Origin of the sequence: Bacillus infantis, from assembly GCF_008180445.1 — a bacterium.
GTDB lineage: Bacteria > Bacillota > Bacilli > Bacillales > Cytobacillaceae > Bacillus_AB > Bacillus_AB infantis_B.
Genome location: NZ_VTER01000013.1, coordinates 1 through 18790, shown reverse-complemented (window position 1 = coordinate 18790; position 18790 = coordinate 1). Strand labels below are relative to the sequence as shown.

Genomic DNA, 18790 nt, shown 5'->3' with positions numbered 1-18790 from the left:
TGCTCCTCCGAACAGAAATAGAACGTTTGTTCGTTATTATTTTACTGAATCCCTGCTTTCTATGCAAGTCGAATTTAGCATCCCTCAATAACAGTCTTCCTCAGATTGGGGCATAGAGCTCATTTGGAGCAGAAAAAAAATATTTTTCCTGAAAAAATGCCAGTCAGGCAGGAAAAGTATTTCTGTTGTCGAAATAAGTAGAATGGTTTTACATATAAAGGGGAGATGATTATCATGGCAAAAAACACCATTGCATCAACAGATCTGCATCATTTAAAATCAGCGGCCGACCCCCAGCTGGCGCCGAACGGCAAGGATTGTGTCTATACGGAAACCGTTATCCTGGAGGAAAAGGATGCATACAGCTCCAATCTTTATTACATAAACACGGAAGAACAAAGCGCTCCTGTCCAATGGACATTCGGCACATGGCGCAATCATTCGCCGCGCTGGTCACAGGATGGCAGCAGGGTGGCATTCGTATCGAACCGCAGCGGGAAAAATCAAATCCACATCCTTTCCGCAGCCGGCGGCGAGTCCCGCCAGCTTACATACTGCAAGAACGGGGCTGGCAATCCGGTATGGTCGCCAGACGGCTCCAGAATCGCCTTTACTGTTTCCCTTGGAGAGGGAGAAACGGTTGATGACCGCGAAGGCGGGGAGGAAAAGGATGAAAAGCCTGTTCCGCTTGAAGTGAATAAAATGAGGTATAAATCAGATGCCCAGGGCTTCTGGAACGGAACATTCACTCATATTGCCATTGCTGACACAGATACCGGCAATATCGAGCAAGTGACAGAGGGGGAAAATGATTACAGCCTTCAAAGCTGGTCGCCGGACGGAAAGCATTTGGCTGTGACAGCAGACCTGAGCGAGGACAAGGATTTTTCATATGGCAGCGATGCCTACCTGATTAATCTTGAAACGAAAGAGCAGGAGAAAATCACCCAGGGTACAGGCTATTTCGGCAATATCACCTGGTCGCCTGACAGCCGCTATCTTGGTTTGATCGGACATGAAAGGGAGTTTGAAAATGCTACTCTTTCAAAAGCATGGGTGTATGACCGTGAGCAGGGAGAACTCCGCTGCCTGACTGCAGATACAGACCTGCTGATCGGGGATTATGCGATCGGCGACTTCCAGCAGGGAGCCGTTTCCCCAGGCCTTCTCTGGTCAAATGATAATCGAAGCTTCTATTTCCTTGCTACTGATAATGGCAGCACTGCAGTCTACTACGGGACGGTTGAAGGAGAGCTGTTCCCTGCACTGCTGGACAGGCAGCATGTCTATGGCCTTTCAACCGGAGGGAATAATGATAAGGCTGTAGTCGCTATAAGCAAGCCTGACCATCCGGGTGACCTGTTCCTGCTGGAAATCACTACAGGAAAGCTGGAGCAGCTGACCGCTGTCAACTCTGAGTTTCTGGAGAAAACCGGCCTTTCCGCAGCAGAGCCGATTGAATTTACTTCTGCTGACGGATGGGATCTCCATGGCTGGCTGATGAAGCCTGCCGGTTTTGAGGAAGGAAAGAAATATCCGCTGGTCCTTGAAATCCATGGCGGACCGCATGCAATGTATGCCAATTCCTATTTCCATGAGTTCCAGGTCCTTGCAGCTAAAGGCTATGCTGTACTCTATATCAATCCGAGGGGCAGCCATGGGTACGGGCAGAAATTTGTGGATGCCGTCCGCGGTGACTACGGGGGCAGGGATTACGAGGATTTGATGGATGCAGTAGATTATGTGCTGAAAGAATATCCGTTCATCGACCAGGACAGGCTCGGGGTGACGGGAGGAAGCTATGGCGGCTTCATGACCAATTGGATCATCGGCCACACAGACAGGTTCAAGGCAGCCGTCACCCAGCGTTCGATCTCAAACTGGATCAGCTTCTATGGAGTAAGCGACATCGGCTATTATTTCACAGATTGGCAGATCCAAGCGGGGCTTGATGATATCGAAAAGCTTTGGAAGCACTCGCCGCTTGCATATGTTGATCAGATGAATACGCCATTGCTGATCCTTCATGGCGAAAAAGATTTCCGCTGTCCGATTGAACAGGCAGAGCAGCTGTTCATCAGCCTGAAGCACCGCAAAAAAGAAACGAGCTTTGTCCGGTTCCCTGAATCCAACCATGAGCTCTCCAGGAGCGGGAAACCTTCGCTCCGGATCAGCCGCCTTGATTATATCTCAGGCTGGTTTGACAAGCATTTGTAATTTTTTATCAGTAAATAGCAGGATAATCCAGAAAAACAACCGCAAAGCTGTGAGTCTTTGCGGTTTTTTGTGTACAATAAAATAAAGGCCAGTCCTTCAGAATGCCAAGCGGCCAAGGAAAAATAGAAAATGCCAGAAGGACAAACGAAACCTTTTGCACGCAGACAGAGTCATATAAAGTGGTTATTCTTTTTATAAACCGGAGCTTTGAAAATGCGGTTCTGCAGGCTTGCTGGAAATAACAGCTGCTGCGGACCTGACTATATGATGGAAGGATAATTGTGATGAGATCGGATCGATACGAAAAAAAGCAGAAAAAGAAGAAGCGCAAATGGAAGCTGGCTGTGTTGTTCCTGCTTTTGATTATTGCCGGCACACTTGCTTATGCATACTACCAGTTTAATCAGGGTGTGGCCCAGTCTGAAGATAAAGTGAAAAATACTAATGAAGTAAAATATGAATTCAATGGCGAAACAGACAAATATGGAGGCACGAACGTACTGCTGCTTGGAAGCGATGCACGCGGGGAAGAAACGCCGCGGACCGATACAATCATGGTGGGGCAATATCATCCTGATAAAGGAACCTATAAAATCATTTCCATCATGAGGGATTCTTATGTGGACATTCCGGGCCACGGGAAAAACAGGATTAATGCTGCGTTTGCGTATGGAGGCCCGGAGTTATTGAGGCAGACGATCAAAGAGAACTTTGATATTGATATCCAGTATTATTCAATCGTCGATTTTCAGGGATTTGTTCAGCTTATAGATGAAGCATTTCCGAATGGTGTCGAAGTGGACGTTGAAAAGGAGATGTCGGATAATATAGGTGTAACGCTGAAGCCGGGGCTTCAAGGGCTGGACGGAGAGCACTTGCTCGGATATGTGCGCTTCCGGCATGATGCTGTAGGCGATTTCGGCAGGGTGGAAAGACAGCAGAAGGTGATGACAGAAATTGCCGATCAGTTCACCAGCATCCAGACATTGCCGAAGCTTCCTAAACTGGTAGGTGTCGTCACCCCGTATATCAATACAAATATGGATACCGGAGACATTTTATATATGGGCAAAAGCCTGCTGTCTAAAGAAGGCAGGCAGATTGAGACATTAAGGGTCCCTGTTGAAGGTTCCTATTGGGATGAAACAACTCCGGGAGGGGCGGATGTTCTCGGGGTCAATCTGGAACAAAACCGGCAGGCGGTCAGTGAGTTTTTGTCGAAATAATAGGCACAGGGAGCAATTTGTGGTGTAAAGACGCCTTGCCAGAGGTAAGAATAAATACCGAATTGTTTTTACTAAGGAGATTTTTCAATGGATTTTGACTTGCTCAAGGATTGGCTGACACTGGAAAATATAATGGATCTTATTGAACGCTACCGTTCTTTTGGGCCGCTGCCTGGAATATTGCTGCCAATGCTTGAAGCTTTCCTGCCTTTTCTGCCGCTGTTCCTGTTCGTCATGGCAAATGCCAATGCCTTTGGATTGTGGCTCGGCTTTCTGATATCCTGGGCAGGTGCATGTGCAGGGGCCATGCTTGTTTTTTATCTGGTCCGTACATACGGGCAGAAGAGGATATTAACTTTTTTGAGAAAACATGCAAAGGTGCAGCAGCTGATGAGCTGGATTGAGCGCCATGGCTTTGGCCCTCTGTTCATCCTGCTTTGTTTTCCCTTTACGCCATCGGCCATTGTGAATATAGTGGCCGGCCTATCTAAAATCAGCTTTGCTCAGTATATGCTTGCCGTGCTGACAGGCAAAATGGTCATGATTTTTACCATGAGCTTTATTGGCTACGATATAAGGTCATTGATTACCCAGCCCATCAGGACAGTGATTGTCCTTGCTGTTATTTTTATTCTTTGGTATGTCGGGAAAAGGATTGAAGTAAAGATAAATATGGGAGCAGATAAAGACAGCAGCAAATAAACCAGGGAGGTGGGGGACCGCGTGAAAGAAGAGGTTAAGCGGGAGGGTCTTGAGTGGATAAAGGCCTTCGCGATCGGAATCATCATTTTTGTATTTATCCGTATGTTTTTCTTTTCAAATTATGTGGTTGAAGGCGGGTCCATGATGCCGACGCTGCAGGATGGAAACAAACTGGTAGTCAATAAAATCGGCTACCAGATCGGGGAGCTGCAAAGATTTGATGTCATAGTCTTCCATGCAAATGAAAAAGAGGATTTTGTTAAAAGGATCATCGGACTGCCGGGTGACAGGGTCGATTATAAAGATGACCATCTGTATATCAACGGCAAGCTTGTGGAGGAGCCTTTCCTTGAAAAATACAGAAAAGAAACGCTCGGCGGCCGCCTGACCGGAGATTTTACCCTGGAGGAAGTGGCCCATACCGAAACAGTGCCTGAAGGACAGCTGTTCGTCCTTGGGGACAATAGACTGGAAAGCTGGGATGGCCGGCATTTCGGCTGCATTGATGCTGACCAGGTGGTAGGAAAGGTGAATCTTCGCTACTGGCCGATAGATGAAATGGATATTAAATTCTAAGGACTTGGAGAATTCAAGTCCTTTTTGCATGCAAATATGCTAAAATAGTCTAAAAATTATAAAAATGGAAAGGGGGGATAAAAATGCCTGTCATCAAAACCAAGCTGATGGTGCCCCCAGTCAAAGAAGGATATATAAGGAGAGCAAGGCTTTCGGCAAAAATGAAAGCGGTTGCTGAATATCCGCTGTGCATTGTCGAGTCAGGGGCCGGGTATGGAAAAAGTACGGCCCTGGCCCTGTTCGTCCACGATGAAAAGCTCCCTTGCAGCTGGTATTCCATATCATCCGAGGATGATGACATCATTCCTTTTTTATCCTGCCTTGTGGCATCGGTCCGGTTGGCACATCCTGATTTCGGGACTGAGATCTTAAGCATCCTGGAGCAGCTGGACCGGTATGTAAAAGAAGAAGAGATTCGTTCACTCGCCTCTTTATTTATAAATGAAGCAGCCCTTCATAGGGAAAATATACTGCTGATCCTTGATGACTTTCATCAGGTTGAGCACTCCTATACGATCAACTGCTGGATGGAAACCCTACTTGAACATATTCCGCCGAATCTTCATCTTATTATTTCAAGCAGGAGCAGGCCGGGATGGAAGCTGCTGAAAAAGATGAGGGTCACAGACAAGCTCCTTGAAATAAAGAAAGAGGACCTGGTCCTTTCCCGGGATGAAGTGGAGCTGCTCTTGAATGAATTATACGGAATTTCCATTAAGCAGGGGGATTTGGACAGAATTTGCCTTGCTACAGAAGGATGGGTCATTGCTGTGGGCATGATTGGACAGCAGCTGACAGACAAAAAAAGCATTTCTAATTTATTCGGAGCATCGTCCGGCTCCCTGGCAGACCTTTTTCAATATCTGGTCACAGAGGTATTTGCCAAGCAGCCGCCGCTTATCCAGCAATTCCTTGAACAAACAAGTATTTTTGATGATATGACAGAAGAGCTCTGCAATGAGGTCATGGGGATCGCCGGGGCAGGGGCAATGCTTCAGCAGCTGACAGAGAAGAACCTTTTTATCCATAAGATAGGGGAAAAGGTATACAGATACCATGCCCTGTTTAAGGAATTCCTTGAAAAGCAGCTGAAAGCCGGCCAGCCGAATAGCTACCGCCTTTTAAATGAGCGGTGTGCACGCCATTTCGTACGGAGCCTTCAGTGGGATGATGCCCTTAAGCATTTTGAGAAGATTGGTTCAACAGAAGAGATAGCGTCTATATTAAGCGACCAGGGGCTAAGGATGCTTGAAACCGGTAAGCTGGGAAGCCTGTCAGACAGGATTGCGGGCATCCCCGGTCAGACAAAGGACAGATTTTATCCCGTCTGGTTCCTTGAAGGGGAAGTATTGCGCTACAGATCTTCGTACCAGGAAGCAGAGCTTGCCTATGACAGGGCGGCAACAGGGGCTGACGGTAAGAAGGACCTGATTTGGAAGGCGCGTGCACTTGAAGGGAAGGCAAGGATCTATCTGGACACGATTCAGCCGCATAAAGCAGAGCGCATTTTATCCCAGGCAATACAGCTGAAGGAAGGGAATATCCGCGGGGGAAGGGATGAGCCGGCGAGACTGTATCATTTGCTTGCGGAAAACCTTATAAATGCCGGGCAGGCCGCCAAAGCAGAAAAATGGATGGAGAGGGCAGAATCCATGGGGCATCAAATGCTGGATAAAAGCCTTCTGGCCCGGCTTTATTTAAGAACGGGTAAATTGACAGAAAGCCGGAAAATTTTGATGTCCGGCCGCAAAACAGAGAGTGAGGGCAAACCGCTCCCGAAATCGCACCGGGAGACAGATCTGCTGCTGGCCCTTATCGAGGCATTTACAGGCAATGGGGCAGAAGCGAAAAAGTTGTCCCAGGAAGGCATCCAGCAGGGAATCAGTACAAAGGCACCGTTTGTAGAAGCCTGCGGCTGGATCAGGCTTGGGCATGCGGCACAGCTGCTGGGGGAATATGATTCTGCCCTTGCGGAAAAATGCTACAGGACTTCCTTGGACATAATGGACCGGCTTGAAATTGAAAGAGGAAAAGCAGAGCCTTTAATGGGATTATGCATTTTATACGGAGAACGGAATGACTACAGCAAATCGATGGATGCCGGGAAGGCAGGATTGCAGGAAACCGAGAGAGTGAAAGATATGTGGCTGTCTTCCCTGATCCTCATCAGTATGGGCATCAGCTCTGCTTATGGAAGGCGCTTCGGTGAAGCAGATAAGCATTTTGACCTTGCATCAAGCATGCTTCAGCAGTGCGGGGATGATTACGGCTGTATGCTGGCTTTATTCTGGAAAGCCTATTCTGCTCATCAGCAGGGGCTTCAGGAAGATTTTGAACACTCATTTAAGTCTTTCCTCAGCCAGATGCAATGGGGGGACTATGAGTTTTTCCTGTTCAGAAGGACATTGTTCGGCCCAAGGGACCTGCAGATGTTTGCACCCATTCTAATTGAAGCAGAAAAAAGCAGCATTATGCCTGATTATACTGCAAGGCTGCTAAAAGAAATGAATCTTGGCAACCTTCATTCCCACCCGGGATTCACCCTCAAAGTGAAAACACTCGGGCAGTTCCGAGTATGGCTGGGCGATAAAGAAATCGACGAAGGGGGATGGCAGCGGGGAAAAGCCAAAGAGCTCCTCCAGCTTTTTCTCACCCACCTCCACCAGCTTATCCGGAAAGAGGATATATTTGATATGCTTTGGCCGGAGCAGGATGCCGCGAGTGCGGATAGAGACTTTAAGGTTGCCCTGAACGCACTCAATAACGTACTTGAACCAAACCGCAAGCCAAGGAAGAACCCATTCTTCATCAGCAGGGAAGGCACCTCCTATGGGATAAATCCAAAAGCTGTCATAGATTTGGACTCCATCCTTTTTGAGGAGTGGATCAAAGATGGGCTGGAAGAGAAAGACCATGGGAAAAGCATCCACAGACTTGAAAGAGCCCTGAAACTGTATGCCGGGGACTATCTGCCTGAGCGGCGCTATGAAGATTGGTGCATCAGTGAAAAAGAAAGGCTGCAGGTCTACTTTCTGAGAGGTGCTGAAAAGCTCGCGCAGCTTTGTGTCAGGAAAGAAGACTATGACATGGCGATTGAATGGTGCGAAAGAATAATAGAAAAGGACCGGACGTGGGAGGAGGCTTACAGGCTCCTGATGTACTGTTATTACAGCAAAAATAATCGCCCCCGGGCAATCAGATGGTTTCAGAAATGCTGTGAGGTTCTTGAGGAAGAGCTGGGCGTTGCGCCTTTGGAGCCTACGCTCCATATGCATGAAATGATCATGGAATCGGGGAATGTGGCGGGACATGCGCAGTGGTGATTTGTGGAAAAAAATGTAAAGCGGAATGAATATCGCCAATTCTAGGGCGAATAAATGAAAAACTGGGGTGAATCATTCTAATTCTTGGACGAATAACAGCCAATTTGGGTAGAAAAGATTTAATTTTAGAATGAATAATGCCAGCGGCCCGCTTCGGGGCGCTGTTCTAACCTGCATCTGCCTGCGCCGGAGCCTTTGCTCCGGCGCATTTTAGCATTAGAGAATTTAATCGGTGTGTTTTCCGCATTTTTATTTGTCCAGCTCCAAAGCCTAGCCCCTCGAGGTCTTAAGGCAAGCAGATCAAAAGGTTAAAGAGCCAACCTTTCGCTCTGCTCGCCTTAAGCTTGTCGGGGCTGAGCAAGGCTTTTCCGCATTTCTAGTTGTCCAGCTGCGGCTCCTAGGTGCTCGAGTCATAAGCCACTTTGGAACCGAAGGCAAAGAACGCCTTCAATTCCAAAGCGTCTTATGATTGTCGCACCTTAACAGCCGCCTCCGCTTTTCTAATTGTCCAGCTCCAAAGCCTAGCCCCTCGAGGTCTTAAGTCAAGCAGATCAAAAGGTTAAAGAGCCAACCTTTCGCTCTGCTCGCCTTAAGCTTGTCGGGGCTGAGCAAGGCTTTTCCGCTTTTCTATTTGTCCAGCTCCAGCGGCTAGAGCCTCGAGTCATAAGCCACGCAAGAATTAAAGGCAAAGAGCGCCTTTTATTCTTGCGCGTCTTATGCTTGTCGGCTCTGGGCAAGCCGCCTCCGCTTTTCTATTTAACAAGCTGCGCCTTATAAGCAGGCTGGCAGTATACACAGATGTGGACATTGACGTCGGCAATGAGGATGTCGGCGGCATTGTATTCAATATCACAGAATGAGCAGGCAACCATTTTGTCTTCTTCGAATGCTTCAACAGTTTCAGGAATAGGGTCATTTACCTTGATAAGCTCCACCCAGATGCCTTTTGAAAGCGGAAGATTGGTCTTTAAATATTCATTGGCTGCCTCTTCTGTTTCCCAAAAGCCTAAATCCCACAGCAGTTCATTTGCGCTTCCATCCTGTGTCATCAATCCATAAACTGTTTTCATTATCTTTCGTCTCCTCTCAGACGGAAATTAAGATCAATAGATTTCTTATCTCTTTTCCGCTTTTCTTAAGTATTAAACCATTTGCAGGAATTTCCAGATCGGGCAGGTCTATTTCATCCGGCAATAGAAATTAAGAATATATCTTGGCTGTAACCGATTTGTAACTGGGGCTGATTAGGATGAAGGCAGGAAGATTTGCAGCAAACAATTGATTTCAAGGGGGAGAAAGGATGAAAAAGAATACAAGGAAAATGGCATTGGGCTGCCTGATGTCGCTGATGGTGGTCTTTTCGAGTGCCTGCAGTTCAGAAGAATCGGGAGGCAGCGGGGATGAGAAGAGCGATCCGATCAAAATCGGCGTGCTGGCCTCGCAGACAGGCGGGCTCGAGTCATATGGGGAACAGACACTGCGCGGCTTTGAGCTGGGCCTGGAATATGCAACAGACGGCAAAAATGAAGTGGCTGGAAGGAAGATTGAGTTCATCGTAGAGGATACTGAAACAAAGCCGGAAGTGGCTGTCCAAAAGGCGACAAAGCTGCTTGAGGAAGATGAAGTTGATTTCCTGGTCGGATCCTCCAGCTCCGGTGATACATTGGCTGTTCTTCCCCTGGCGGAAGAATATGAGAAAATCATGGTCGTCGAGCCGGCGGTCGCTGACAGCATCACAGGATCAGAGTTCAATCCTTATATATTCCGGACCGCGCGCAACTCTTCTCAGGATGCAGTCGCTGGTGCTGCAGCCATCGCGGGTGACGGTGTGAAAATAGCGACGCTAGCCCCTGATTATTCTTTCGGGCGCGACGGTGTGGCTGCATTCCGGGATGCAGCGGTGAAGCTTGGCGCTGAAATTGTCCATGAAGAGTACGCAGATCCTGCCGCAACCGATTTTACTGCAAACATCCAGAAAGTGATTGATTCCAAGCCGGATTATCTGTTTGTCATCTGGGCGGGGGCCAACTCACCCTGGAATCAGATCGCTGATATGAAGGTCCAGGATAAAGGCATCAAAATTTCCACAGGCGCGCCGGATATTGCTGCCCTAGCGACAATGGAGCCATTGATCGGGATGGAAGGGTTCTCTGTCTATTATCACGATCTTCCGGATAACGAAATCAACAGCTGGCTGGTAGAGGAGCATAAAAAGCGGTTTGACGGGGATGTGCCGGATCTCTTCACTCCAGGAGGCATGAGCGCCGCGATCTCCATCGTGGAAGCTCTGAAGAAAACCGAGGGCAGTACAGATGCAGACACGCTCATTGAGACAATGGAAGGAATGAGCTTCGAGACGCCGAAGGGGAAGATGACATTCAGGGCAGAAGACCACCAGGCCCTTCAGGCATTGTACGCAATCAAGCTGGAGAAAAAGGATGGTGTTCCATACCCTGTCCCGGTGCTGGTGAGGGAACTGTCTCCTGAAGAGACAGCGCCTCCTGTCCTGAACAAGTAAGTGAAAACCGGATTATAAAATGAGTAATGGCGATGGACTCCGGCAGCAGGCCTGGGTCCATTGCTGCAAAGCGGGTCCGGGCAATGCCCAGGCATCCTTTAGTATGCTGCGGGCAGCTGAATATAAAAGTGGAGGTGGGCAAATGGGTCCAATCATAGAAACAAAAGATTTATCTATATCATTCGGAGGCCATAAAGCAGTGGATTCTGTCTCGCTTGCTGTCCCGGAAAATGAATTTTTATCGATCATCGGTCCAAATGGAGCAGGCAAAACAACTTTTTTCAACCTGCTGAGCGGCCAGCTCGCCCCTACAGGGGGATCGATCTATTTGCGGGGGGAAGACATCACAAAGCTTTCTTCTGTTGAAAGGACGAGAAGGGGGATCGGCAGAAGTTTTCAAATTACGAATGTATTTCCAAGTTTGACTGTATTGGAGAATGTAAGGCTTGCGGTCCAGTCCCAGGCGGGCATCCGCTATCAAATGCTGCGCCATTTCAAAAGGTACAAAGAGCTTGAAGAAAAAGCGTCTGAATGGCTGAAGCTGGTATTGCTTGATAAAAAACAGGATGCAGCCGCCGCCAATCTGGCGCACGGCGAGAAAAGAAAGCTGGAAATTGCCATGCTCCTCGCCCTGAATACCGAGGTTCTTCTGCTGGATGAGCCGACAGCAGGGATGTCACTGGAAGAGGTTCCGGCCATTCTTGAAGTCATCAGGAAAATTAAACAGGAAAGCGGCAGGACCATCATTCTGATTGAACACAAAATGGATATGATCCTTGATTTATCAGACAGCGTCATGGTGCTGTTCAATGGCTCCCTGCTGGCTAAGGGGACCCCTCGGGAAATCATGGAAAATGAAACGGTGCAATCCGCATATCTGGGAGGTTTTGAGCATGCAGGCTCAGCTTAAGCTGACAGATGTAGAAACGTATATAGGCCAGTACCATATCCTGCAGGGAGTCTCGCTGGAAGTGGCAAAAGGGGAAGTCACCGTGCTTCTGGGCCGCAACGGTGCAGGGAAGACTTCCACCCTCAGAACCATCATGGGGCACAATGTCCTGAGCAAAGGGAGCATAGAGTGGAAAGGGACAGAAATCGGCGGCCTGCCTCCCTATGAGATTGCGAGAAAAGGACTTGGCTATGTGCCGGAGGACCAGGGGATATTTGCAGGGCTGACGGTTGAAGAAAATATGAAGGTGGCCATGCGGAAAGAGACTCCTTCCGCTTTGGAAAAGCTGGATTGGACGCTGGACCTTTTCCCGGACTTGAAGCGTTTCTGGAAAAAGCCGGGCGGCCTTTTAAGCGGAGGGCAGAAACAGATGCTTTCCATCGCAAGGGCTTATGTGAATGATAATGTTTTAATGCTGATCGATGAGCCCAGCAAAGGGCTGGCACCGATCATGGTTGAAAAAGTGATGGATTCTATCATGCAAATGAAGGAAAAAACTACGATCGTCCTTGTTGAACAGAACTTCATGATGGCGAGCGCGGTTGGCGACCGCTTCTATATTATTGATGATGGAAGAACGGTGGGGGGCGGGCCGATGTCCGTGCTGAAGGAAGATGAATCTATGAGGAAAAAATATTTGGGCATTGCCTAGAAAGGAGAGTATAAGATGGAGGTGCTTATTAACCTTAGCATAAACGGACTTGCGACCGGTATGCTGATTTTTTTGCTGGCGGCAGGACTGACGCTCATATTCGGACTGATGGATGTCCTTAATTTTGCCCATGGCGGGCTGTTTGCATGGGGAGCCTACAGCGGGACATGGATATTTGCCCAGACAGGCAGTTTTGCTGCCGGGATCATCGGGGCAGTCGTGACCGGGCTTATACTGGGTTTTTTAACGGAACGGTGGATCATCAAGCCGGTATACGGGAATCATGTCCAGCAGATATTAATCACACTTGGACTGATGCTTGTATTATCCGAGCTTCTTAAAGTTGTCTGGGGCCCCAATCAGCTGTCCGCCTCCCCGCCATCCTACCTGGCCGGCAGCTGGGAGCTTGGCGGAGTGATCATCATTAAATACAGGGTATTCATCATCATCGTCGGCCTGCTCGTTTTCCTCGGGGTGCAATATATCTTGCGCAACACCAAAATCGGACTCGTTGTACGGGCCGGTGTCATGGATAAAGAGATGGTCCAGTCCCTGGGGATCAATATTAAAAGAGTCTTTATGATTGTTTTCATGGCAGGATCGGGAATGGCCGCATTGGGCGGGGTGCTTTTAGGACCGTATTCGGGTGTCATCCATGCGGAGATGGGGATGGAGTTTGCCATCCTTGCTTTCATCGTTGTTGTAATTGGAGGGATGGGCAGCTTCTCGGGATCCATTCTTGCTGCCATTCTGGTAGGGCTTGCGGGAGCTTTCATGTCCTACTATGTTCCATCCCTTTCCCTGGCTGTTAACATGCTGCTGATGGCTGCTGTGCTTATCTTCAGGCCGCAGGGGCTATTCAGATTGAAGGGGCGGGGAGTATGAAGCATACCATTGATAATAAAAAGGCCGTGATCTACACGTTTATAGCAGCGGCATTGATGCTGCTGCCATTTGTATATGAATCAAGGACAATGCTGATCTTGTTTACACAAATTTTTATTTTTGCCATTTTTGCCATGAGCTACGATATCCTGCTTGGATATACAGGGATCGTTTCCTTCGGCCATGCCATGTTTTTCGGGATCGGCGCCTATACAGCAGGCGTGATGATGAAAAGGCTTGAACCGACAATGGTGAACCTTCTATTGGCTGTGCTGCTGACAATTGTTCTTACCGCTGTCCTCAGTTATGCAGTCGGCCTTCTGACACTAAGGCTGAAAAGCCATTTTTATGCCATGCTGACCCTGGCATTTGCCGGCCTTTTCCTGGTTCTTGCCGAGAAGTGGAGAACTGTTACGTACGGAAACGACGGATTTACCTTCCGGGTCCCGGATCTATTGAAAGACCGGACAGACTTCTACTTTATCTGCCTGGCGGCTATGATTCTCGTTTTTATGATATTGTCGCGGTTCACCCATTCTCCGCTCGGAAAGGTGCTCCAAGCCATCCGTGAAAATGAACAGCGCACAGAGTCCCTTGGCTATAATGTGATTCAGTACAAAATTGCCGCAAGTGTTGCAGCCGGTGTTATAGCAGGGATTGCCGGGATGCTGTACAGCATATCCCTCCGCTTCGTCAACACGAGCGTATTTACGATGGATATCACTCTTGATGCCCTGCTGATGACGATTATAGGCGGGGTCGGAACATTGGCGGGGGCCATCATCGGGGCGGGGATCATTGAATTTGCCCACCACTGGCTGACAGAACTGGCAAAGGTCCATTGGATTTTTGAACGGTGGATCATCTTCTTTGGAATCATATATATACTGGCCGTGATGTTCTTTCCGAAAGGGATTCTCGGGACGCTTAAAGGGAAGAGGTGGAAACGCACTGAAAAAGAAGCAGACAAAAAAGAAGAAAAGATTGCCGGCTAGGGGGGAGAAGATGGTTCATGGCCAGGTTGCCTCGTTCATTATCCGGATTTATCTGAGTGATCAGGAAGGAACACCAGGCAAAAGAAATTGGAGGATTAAGGTGACGCATGTGCAGGAAGACAGGGAAACATTCTTTGAAACGCTGGAAGAAGCCAATGATTATATGAAATTGGCAGCCGGGGTGATGGGGCCGGTGCAATAAGGAGGCGGAAAATCTGGATATCGGAATAGCAGCAACAGGCATTTATTTGCCGGAAACATATATAACTGGTGCAGAAATTGCCAAAAAAGCAGGAATCCCGCTTGATATTGTTGAAAATAAAATGGGTATCAAAAAGAAGCCGGTTCCAGGCGCAGAAGATCATACCTGCGAGATGGGGATCAGGGCTGCCCGCGAAGCAATCGGAAAAGCTGGAATTGATCCGCTGGAAATCGACCTGGTCATTTATATCGGCGAAGAATATAAAGAATATCCCTTATGGACCGCAGGCATTAAGCTTCAGCATGAAGTCGGGGCCTATAATGCCTATGCATTTGACATGGCCCTCCGCTGCGGAACCGCTATAATGGGGCTGAAGACAGCGAAGGATATGATGTCAGCAGATCCCGGCATATCGACAGTCCTGCTTGCCGGCGGCTACAGAAACGGGGATTTCATCAATTACGAAAATGATAGGACCCGGTTTATGTTTAATCTGGGAGCAGGAGGCGGTGCAATCCTTTTAAAAAAAGGATTATCCTCAAACAAGCTGCTGGAAAGCGCCATCATAACAGATGGATCTTTTTCAGAGGATGTTGCGGTGGTGGCCGGAGGAACCAGGAACCCGTTGACGGCAGAGGCTCTGGAACAAGGCCTCTATCAGCTTGATGTGATGGATCCAGTCGGAATGAAGCAAAGGCTGGAACAGAAGTCCATGGAAAACTTCCTGAAGGTAATAAGGAAAGCGGTTGCAAAAAGCGGCTATGCAGAGGATGATATCCATTATCTTGCGATGCTCCATATGAAAAGGTCTGCTCACGACTTTGTCCTTCAGGAGCTTGGCCTTGGACAGGGGCAATCCATTTACCTGGAGGATTTTGGGCATATCGGCCAATTTGATCAAATATTGTCATTGGAGCTTGCTGAAAAAGAGGGAAGGCTGGCCCCCGGGAAAATAGCTGTCCTGGTCAGTGCAGGCATTGGCTATGCCTGGGGAGCTTCTGTCATTAGATGGGGGGAAGATGGAAAGTGAGCAGGAATGCAGAACTGAAAAAGATTGCTTTGAGCAGCGGGGAAACCATCAGCTGGAGGGAAAGGGAAGGCGGCAGGCAGAAGCTGCTGCTCATCCATGGCAATATGACTTCCTCGAAGCATTGGGACCTTGTGTTTGAACATCTGGACCCGAAATATAAGCTGTATGCGATCGATCTTAGAGGGTTCGGCCAATCCAGTTATTTCGAGCCAATCCGTTCCATCAAAGACTTTTCGGATGATGTAAAGCTGTTTTGCGATGCAATTGGCCTCTCCGATTTTTCCGTTGCCGGCTGGTCGACGGGAGGCGCGGTTGCTATGCAGCTTGCTGCAGACAATCCCGGTCTATGCAATCGCCTGATTCTTTTGGCCTCAGCTTCCACAAGGGGATACCCGTTTTACGGGACGTCAGGGGATGCTGTGCCTGATTCATCAGCACGCCTGACAAGCCTGGAACAAGTAAAGGCGGATAGAAGCAAGACGATCCCTGTGCAGTCGGCTTATGACAGAGGGGACAGGATGTTTTTAAGAGCGATGTGGGATGCCCTTATTTATGATAAAAATCAGCCTGAGCCTGCAAGATATGAAGAGTATCTGGATGATATGCTGACACAGCGGAACCTTGCTGAAGTCTATCATTCTCTTAACATTTTCAATATAGGTTCCGTTCCGAATGGTGCAGCACCCGGAACAGGGGACGCGGATAAAATTAAGGTGCCGGTGCTGGTCCTGAGAGGCGACCGGGATCAGGTAATAACAGCGGGGATGGCCCGGGAAATCCTGGAGGACATCGGAAGCAATGCACACTTTGCAGAATTGAAGGATTGCGGCCATTCACCGCTTGTCGATGATATCGGGCAGCTGACTGATGCGGTGTCGGAATTTTTGGATAAAGAGCTGGAGGTATTAAAGTGAGACTAAAAGAGAAAACAGCCATTATTACCGGGGCGGCCAACGGAATTGGATTTGCCGCAGCCGAAAGATTTGCACGAGAAGGGGCCAATGTGGTCCTGGCCGATTTCAATGAGGAAATCGGCAGGGAAAGAGAAGGGGAGTTAAATAGAGAAGGACTTCATGCCAGGTTTATTCAGGTAGATGTATCCAAAAGGGAAAGCATTGACGAGCTGGTCCGGCAGGTGCTTGAGGAGTATGGGAGAATCGACATTCTGATCAATAACGCAGGGATTACCCGTGACAGCATGCTGTCCAAAATGGCTGCCGAGGACTTCCAAAAAGTGATTGACGTCAACCTGACCGGTGTATTTCATTGCACCCAGGCTGTTGTCCCAAGCATGATTGAACAGGGGAAAGGGAAGATCATCAGCACTTCATCTGTATCAGGCGTGTATGGCAATATCGGCCAGACCAATTATGCTGCCGCAAAGGCTGGTGTTGTGGGCATGACAAAAACCTGGGCAAAGGAGCTGGGCCGAAAAGGAATCAACGTCAACGCCGTTGCCCCCGGTTTCATCCATACAGGAATGACAGCAAAGGTGCCTGAGAAGGTGATCGGGCAAATGAAACAGATGGTGCCGCTTGGTCGCCTGGGCAGCCCGGAGGATATTGCCAATGCCTATTTATTCCTTGCCTCCGATGAATCTGATTATATTAATGGAACCGTCCTGCATGTGGACGGCGGCATTATGATGTAAGAATAAGTCTGCTGGGAGGGAAAGAAAAATGAGGACTGCGGTTATCGTATCAGCTGCAAGGTCGCCGGTCGGAACCTTTGGAGGTGCATTCAAGGATCTCCTGCCAACCGATCTGGCTGTACCAGTCATTAAGGAGACTGTAAAAAGAAGCGGGCTGGAATACCATGAAATCGATGAGGTGATCCTCGGCCATTGCATCCAGCGGACCGACCAGCCCAACACGGCCAGGACCGCAGCGCTGCTGGCGGGGCTTCCGGATGAGACTTCGGGATTCACTGTCCAAAGGCAGTGTGCATCCGGCATGCAGGCGGTCATTTCGGCAGCCCTGCAAATCCAGGCTGGCATATCTGATATCGTAGTGGCAGGCGGTGTGGAGGCTATGAGTTCAAGCCCTTACCTCCTGAAGGATCACCGCTGGGGAGCGAGGATGCAGCATGGTAAAATTACCGATTCTGTATGGGAAATCCTCGAGGATCCGATCCACCATATCATGATGGGTGAAACAGCTGAAAATCTGGCAGAGCTTCATGGGATAACAAGGGAAGAGCAGGATGAAATGGCACTGCTGAGCCACCAGCGTGCCCTGAACGCCATTGAAAAAGGTTATTTTGAAGAAGAAATTGTCCCTGTAACAGTCAAGCACAGGAAAGGGGAAACCGTTGTATCCCGGGATGAGAACCCGCGGCTTGATCTGACAGCAGAAAAGCTTGCCGGCCTAAAGCCTGTTTTCCGGGAAAATGGAACCGTGACGGCGGGGAATGCCTCCAGCCTGAATGATGGGGCAGCAGCACTGGTGCTTATGTCCGAAGAAACGGCAAGGGCAAAAGGACTCACGCCGCTTGCCCGGATTGCCGGCTTTTCAGTGTCAGGCGTCGACCCTAAAATCATGGGGAGAGGACCTGTCCCGGCAGTCAGGAAAGGCTTGCAGCAGACTGGCTGGGCTCTGGAGGATGCAGACCTGATCGAAGTGAATGAAGCATTCGCAGCCCAATATCTCGCTGTTGAAAAGGAGCTTGGCCTGGACAGGAGCAAGGTAAACGTCAATGGCAGCGGCATCAGCCTCGGACACCCGATCGGCTGCACAGGAGCTAGACTCATCGTCAGCCTGGTGCACGAACTGAAAAGAAGAGAACTGAAAAAAGGAATCGCCTCCCTCTGCGTCGGCGGAGGCATGGGAGCTTCGGTTTTTATAGAAAGATAACAAGAGAGGCCTGACATGCCTCTCTTTCTATTTGCAGCTAAAAGGGATGGGTGAAAGCATTCTTATTTCCTAATGTTTTGGGAATAGTAATATTAAACACGGAGATATCAAAATGGAGTGTCCCCGTCTTTCTCAGGAGAATTTTATCCGCCCAAAAAGTTTTAAAACCCTGTTGATTGGAGTAGAAGGCACGAAGACTCCTGGAGCGACCGAGCATAGGTCATAACATATAACGGGTGGGATTCCCGTCGAGAAAGAACTAGCCATTCACTTGTAGCGAGTCTTGGAGGGCAAGTGGCAACACTTTGCCTTTAAGCGTAGACAGCGAGGTAATGGGCCGTAAGCCGTATGGTTGAAGGGATTGAGCTCCGAAATTCGTGCACAATTGGAAGGCCGATGTGTTCAGGAGTACAGAAGGCAACACCGTCTGTTTCGATAAAGGCAAGAAACAAACGGCTTCCCGGAGTCGATGACCTCGGCACGTTACACATTGATATGTTATGGCAACTCGGGAGATCCTTTAAGTCTTCTCCTGGAAACAGGAAAAAGTAATGACGAACAAGTGATAACAAAGCAAGGGCTGTCAAATGCTTAAAGGAAGTCGGATAGCCTCATAGTACCAATGAAGTCGGGTAACTCTGACGGAGGGAAGGCGGCTACCTG

The 18790-nt window shown here is 48.8% G+C and carries 16 protein-coding genes; 15 read left to right on the top strand and 1 reads right to left on the bottom strand.

The window, feature by feature from the left end; genetic code table 11:
- Positions 1-225 precede the first annotated feature (225 nt).
- The 5 genes from FZD51_RS21250 (at position 226) to FZD51_RS21230 (ending at position 8044) form a co-directional block, all read left to right on the top strand.
- Positions 226-2217 carry a S9 family peptidase gene (locus tag FZD51_RS21250; protein WP_187445852.1) on the top strand — a complete coding sequence of 664 codons (1992 nt, stop codon included), beginning with the start codon at positions 226-228 and terminating at the stop codon, positions 2215-2217.
- A 284-nt stretch (positions 2218-2501) separates the two neighbouring features.
- Positions 2502-3443, top strand: a complete 942-nt coding sequence (locus FZD51_RS21245; RefSeq protein WP_187445851.1) for an LCP family protein — start codon at positions 2502-2504, stop codon at positions 3441-3443.
- Positions 3444-3530: 87 nt separating this feature from the next.
- A complete protein-coding gene (locus FZD51_RS21240) occupies positions 3531-4145 on the top strand; it encodes a TVP38/TMEM64 family protein (RefSeq protein WP_148976579.1) in 615 nt (204 codons plus the stop codon).
- Positions 4146-4166: 21 nt separating this feature from the next.
- Positions 4167-4721: a signal peptidase I gene (gene lepB, locus FZD51_RS21235; RefSeq protein WP_148976578.1), complete on the top strand. Its 555-nt coding sequence runs from the start codon at positions 4167-4169 to the stop codon at positions 4719-4721.
- An 83-nt stretch (positions 4722-4804) separates the two neighbouring features.
- Positions 4805-8044, top strand: a complete 3240-nt coding sequence (locus FZD51_RS21230) for an AfsR/SARP family transcriptional regulator (protein ID WP_148976577.1) — start codon at positions 4805-4807, stop codon at positions 8042-8044.
- 752 nt (positions 8045-8796) lie between these two features.
- Here FZD51_RS21230 and FZD51_RS21225 read toward each other — a convergent pair.
- Positions 8797-9114 (bottom strand): hypothetical protein, encoded by a 318-nt coding sequence (locus FZD51_RS21225; protein WP_009793998.1) that lies wholly within the window; start codon positions 9112-9114, stop codon positions 8797-8799.
- Between the two features lie 230 nt (positions 9115-9344).
- On the opposite strand from FZD51_RS21225, the gene FZD51_RS21220 reads away from it, so the two are divergent.
- The 10 genes from FZD51_RS21220 to FZD51_RS21175 all read left to right on the top strand — a co-directional run bounded on the left by FZD51_RS21220 (position 9345) and on the right by FZD51_RS21175 (position 18127).
- Entirely contained in the window at positions 9345-10562 is a 1218-nt protein-coding gene (locus tag FZD51_RS21220; protein ID WP_148976576.1) for a substrate-binding domain-containing protein, read from the top strand.
- 142 nt (positions 10563-10704) lie between these two features.
- Complete coding sequence (locus FZD51_RS21215) at positions 10705-11472, top strand: ABC transporter ATP-binding protein (protein WP_148976575.1); 768 nt, start codon at positions 10705-10707, stop codon at positions 11470-11472.
- Positions 11456-12163, top strand: coding sequence for an ABC transporter ATP-binding protein (locus FZD51_RS21210; RefSeq protein WP_148976574.1), 708 nt, complete (start codon positions 11456-11458; stop codon positions 12161-12163). The genes FZD51_RS21215 and FZD51_RS21210 overlap by 17 nt, the downstream gene beginning before the upstream one ends.
- A 15-nt stretch (positions 12164-12178) precedes the next feature.
- Positions 12179-13048: a branched-chain amino acid ABC transporter permease gene (locus FZD51_RS21205; protein WP_148976573.1), complete on the top strand. Its 870-nt coding sequence runs from the start codon at positions 12179-12181 to the stop codon at positions 13046-13048.
- Positions 13045-14043 (top strand): branched-chain amino acid ABC transporter permease, encoded by a 999-nt coding sequence (locus tag FZD51_RS21200; RefSeq protein WP_148976572.1) that lies wholly within the window; start codon positions 13045-13047, stop codon positions 14041-14043. The genes FZD51_RS21205 and FZD51_RS21200 overlap by 4 nt, the downstream gene beginning before the upstream one ends.
- Positions 14044-14053: 10 nt before the next feature.
- Positions 14054-14245 carry a hypothetical protein gene (locus tag FZD51_RS21195; protein ID WP_148976571.1) on the top strand — a complete coding sequence of 64 codons (192 nt, stop codon included), beginning with the start codon at positions 14054-14056 and terminating at the stop codon, positions 14243-14245.
- A gap of 46 nt (positions 14246-14291) precedes the next feature.
- Positions 14292-15275: a 3-oxoacyl-ACP synthase gene (locus tag FZD51_RS21190; protein ID WP_262381041.1), complete on the top strand. Its 984-nt coding sequence runs from the start codon at positions 14292-14294 to the stop codon at positions 15273-15275.
- Positions 15254-16189, top strand: a complete 936-nt coding sequence (phaZ, locus tag FZD51_RS21185) for an intracellular short-chain-length polyhydroxyalkanoate depolymerase (RefSeq protein ID WP_148976569.1) — start codon at positions 15254-15256, stop codon at positions 16187-16189. The genes FZD51_RS21190 and phaZ overlap by 22 nt, the downstream gene beginning before the upstream one ends.
- Positions 16186-16926 (top strand): 3-oxoacyl-ACP reductase FabG, encoded by a 741-nt coding sequence (gene fabG, locus FZD51_RS21180; protein ID WP_148976568.1) that lies wholly within the window; start codon positions 16186-16188, stop codon positions 16924-16926. Before phaZ ends, fabG begins: the two co-directional genes overlap by 4 nt.
- A gap of 28 nt (positions 16927-16954) precedes the next feature.
- The gene (locus FZD51_RS21175) at positions 16955-18127 is read left to right on the top strand and encodes a thiolase family protein (protein WP_148976567.1); all 1173 of its coding nucleotides are present in this window, start codon (positions 16955-16957) and stop codon (positions 18125-18127) included.
- Positions 18128-18790: the final 663 nt, after the last annotated feature.

Bases quoted from the DNA above. Each gene is read 5' to 3' on its own strand.
- FZD51_RS21215 (WP_148976575.1), top strand. From the start codon at position 10,705: ATGGGTCCAATCATAGAAACAAAAGATTTATCTATATCATTCGGAGGC.
- FZD51_RS21225 (WP_009793998.1), bottom strand. From the start codon at position 9,114: ATGAAAACAGTTTATGGATTGATGACACAGGATGGAAGCGCAAATGAA.
- FZD51_RS21210 (WP_148976574.1), top strand. From the start codon at position 11,456: ATGCAGGCTCAGCTTAAGCTGACAGATGTAGAAACGTATATAGGCCAG.
- FZD51_RS21175 (WP_148976567.1), top strand. From the start codon at position 16,955: ATGAGGACTGCGGTTATCGTATCAGCTGCAAGGTCGCCGGTCGGAACC.
- FZD51_RS21240 (WP_148976579.1), top strand. From the start codon at position 3,531: ATGGATTTTGACTTGCTCAAGGATTGGCTGACACTGGAAAATATAATG.
- phaZ (WP_148976569.1), top strand. From the start codon at position 15,254: ATGGGGGGAAGATGGAAAGTGAGCAGGAATGCAGAACTGAAAAAGATT.
- FZD51_RS21205 (WP_148976573.1), top strand. From the start codon at position 12,179: ATGGAGGTGCTTATTAACCTTAGCATAAACGGACTTGCGACCGGTATG.
- FZD51_RS21245 (WP_187445851.1), top strand. From the start codon at position 2,502: ATGAGATCGGATCGATACGAAAAAAAGCAGAAAAAGAAGAAGCGCAAA.
- FZD51_RS21230 (WP_148976577.1), top strand. From the start codon at position 4,805: ATGCCTGTCATCAAAACCAAGCTGATGGTGCCCCCAGTCAAAGAAGGA.
- FZD51_RS21220 (WP_148976576.1), top strand. From the start codon at position 9,345: ATGAAAAAGAATACAAGGAAAATGGCATTGGGCTGCCTGATGTCGCTG.
- FZD51_RS21200 (WP_148976572.1), top strand. From the start codon at position 13,045: ATGAAGCATACCATTGATAATAAAAAGGCCGTGATCTACACGTTTATA.
- FZD51_RS21195 (WP_148976571.1), top strand. From the start codon at position 14,054: ATGGTTCATGGCCAGGTTGCCTCGTTCATTATCCGGATTTATCTGAGT.
- FZD51_RS21250 (WP_187445852.1), top strand. From the start codon at position 226: ATGATTATCATGGCAAAAAACACCATTGCATCAACAGATCTGCATCAT.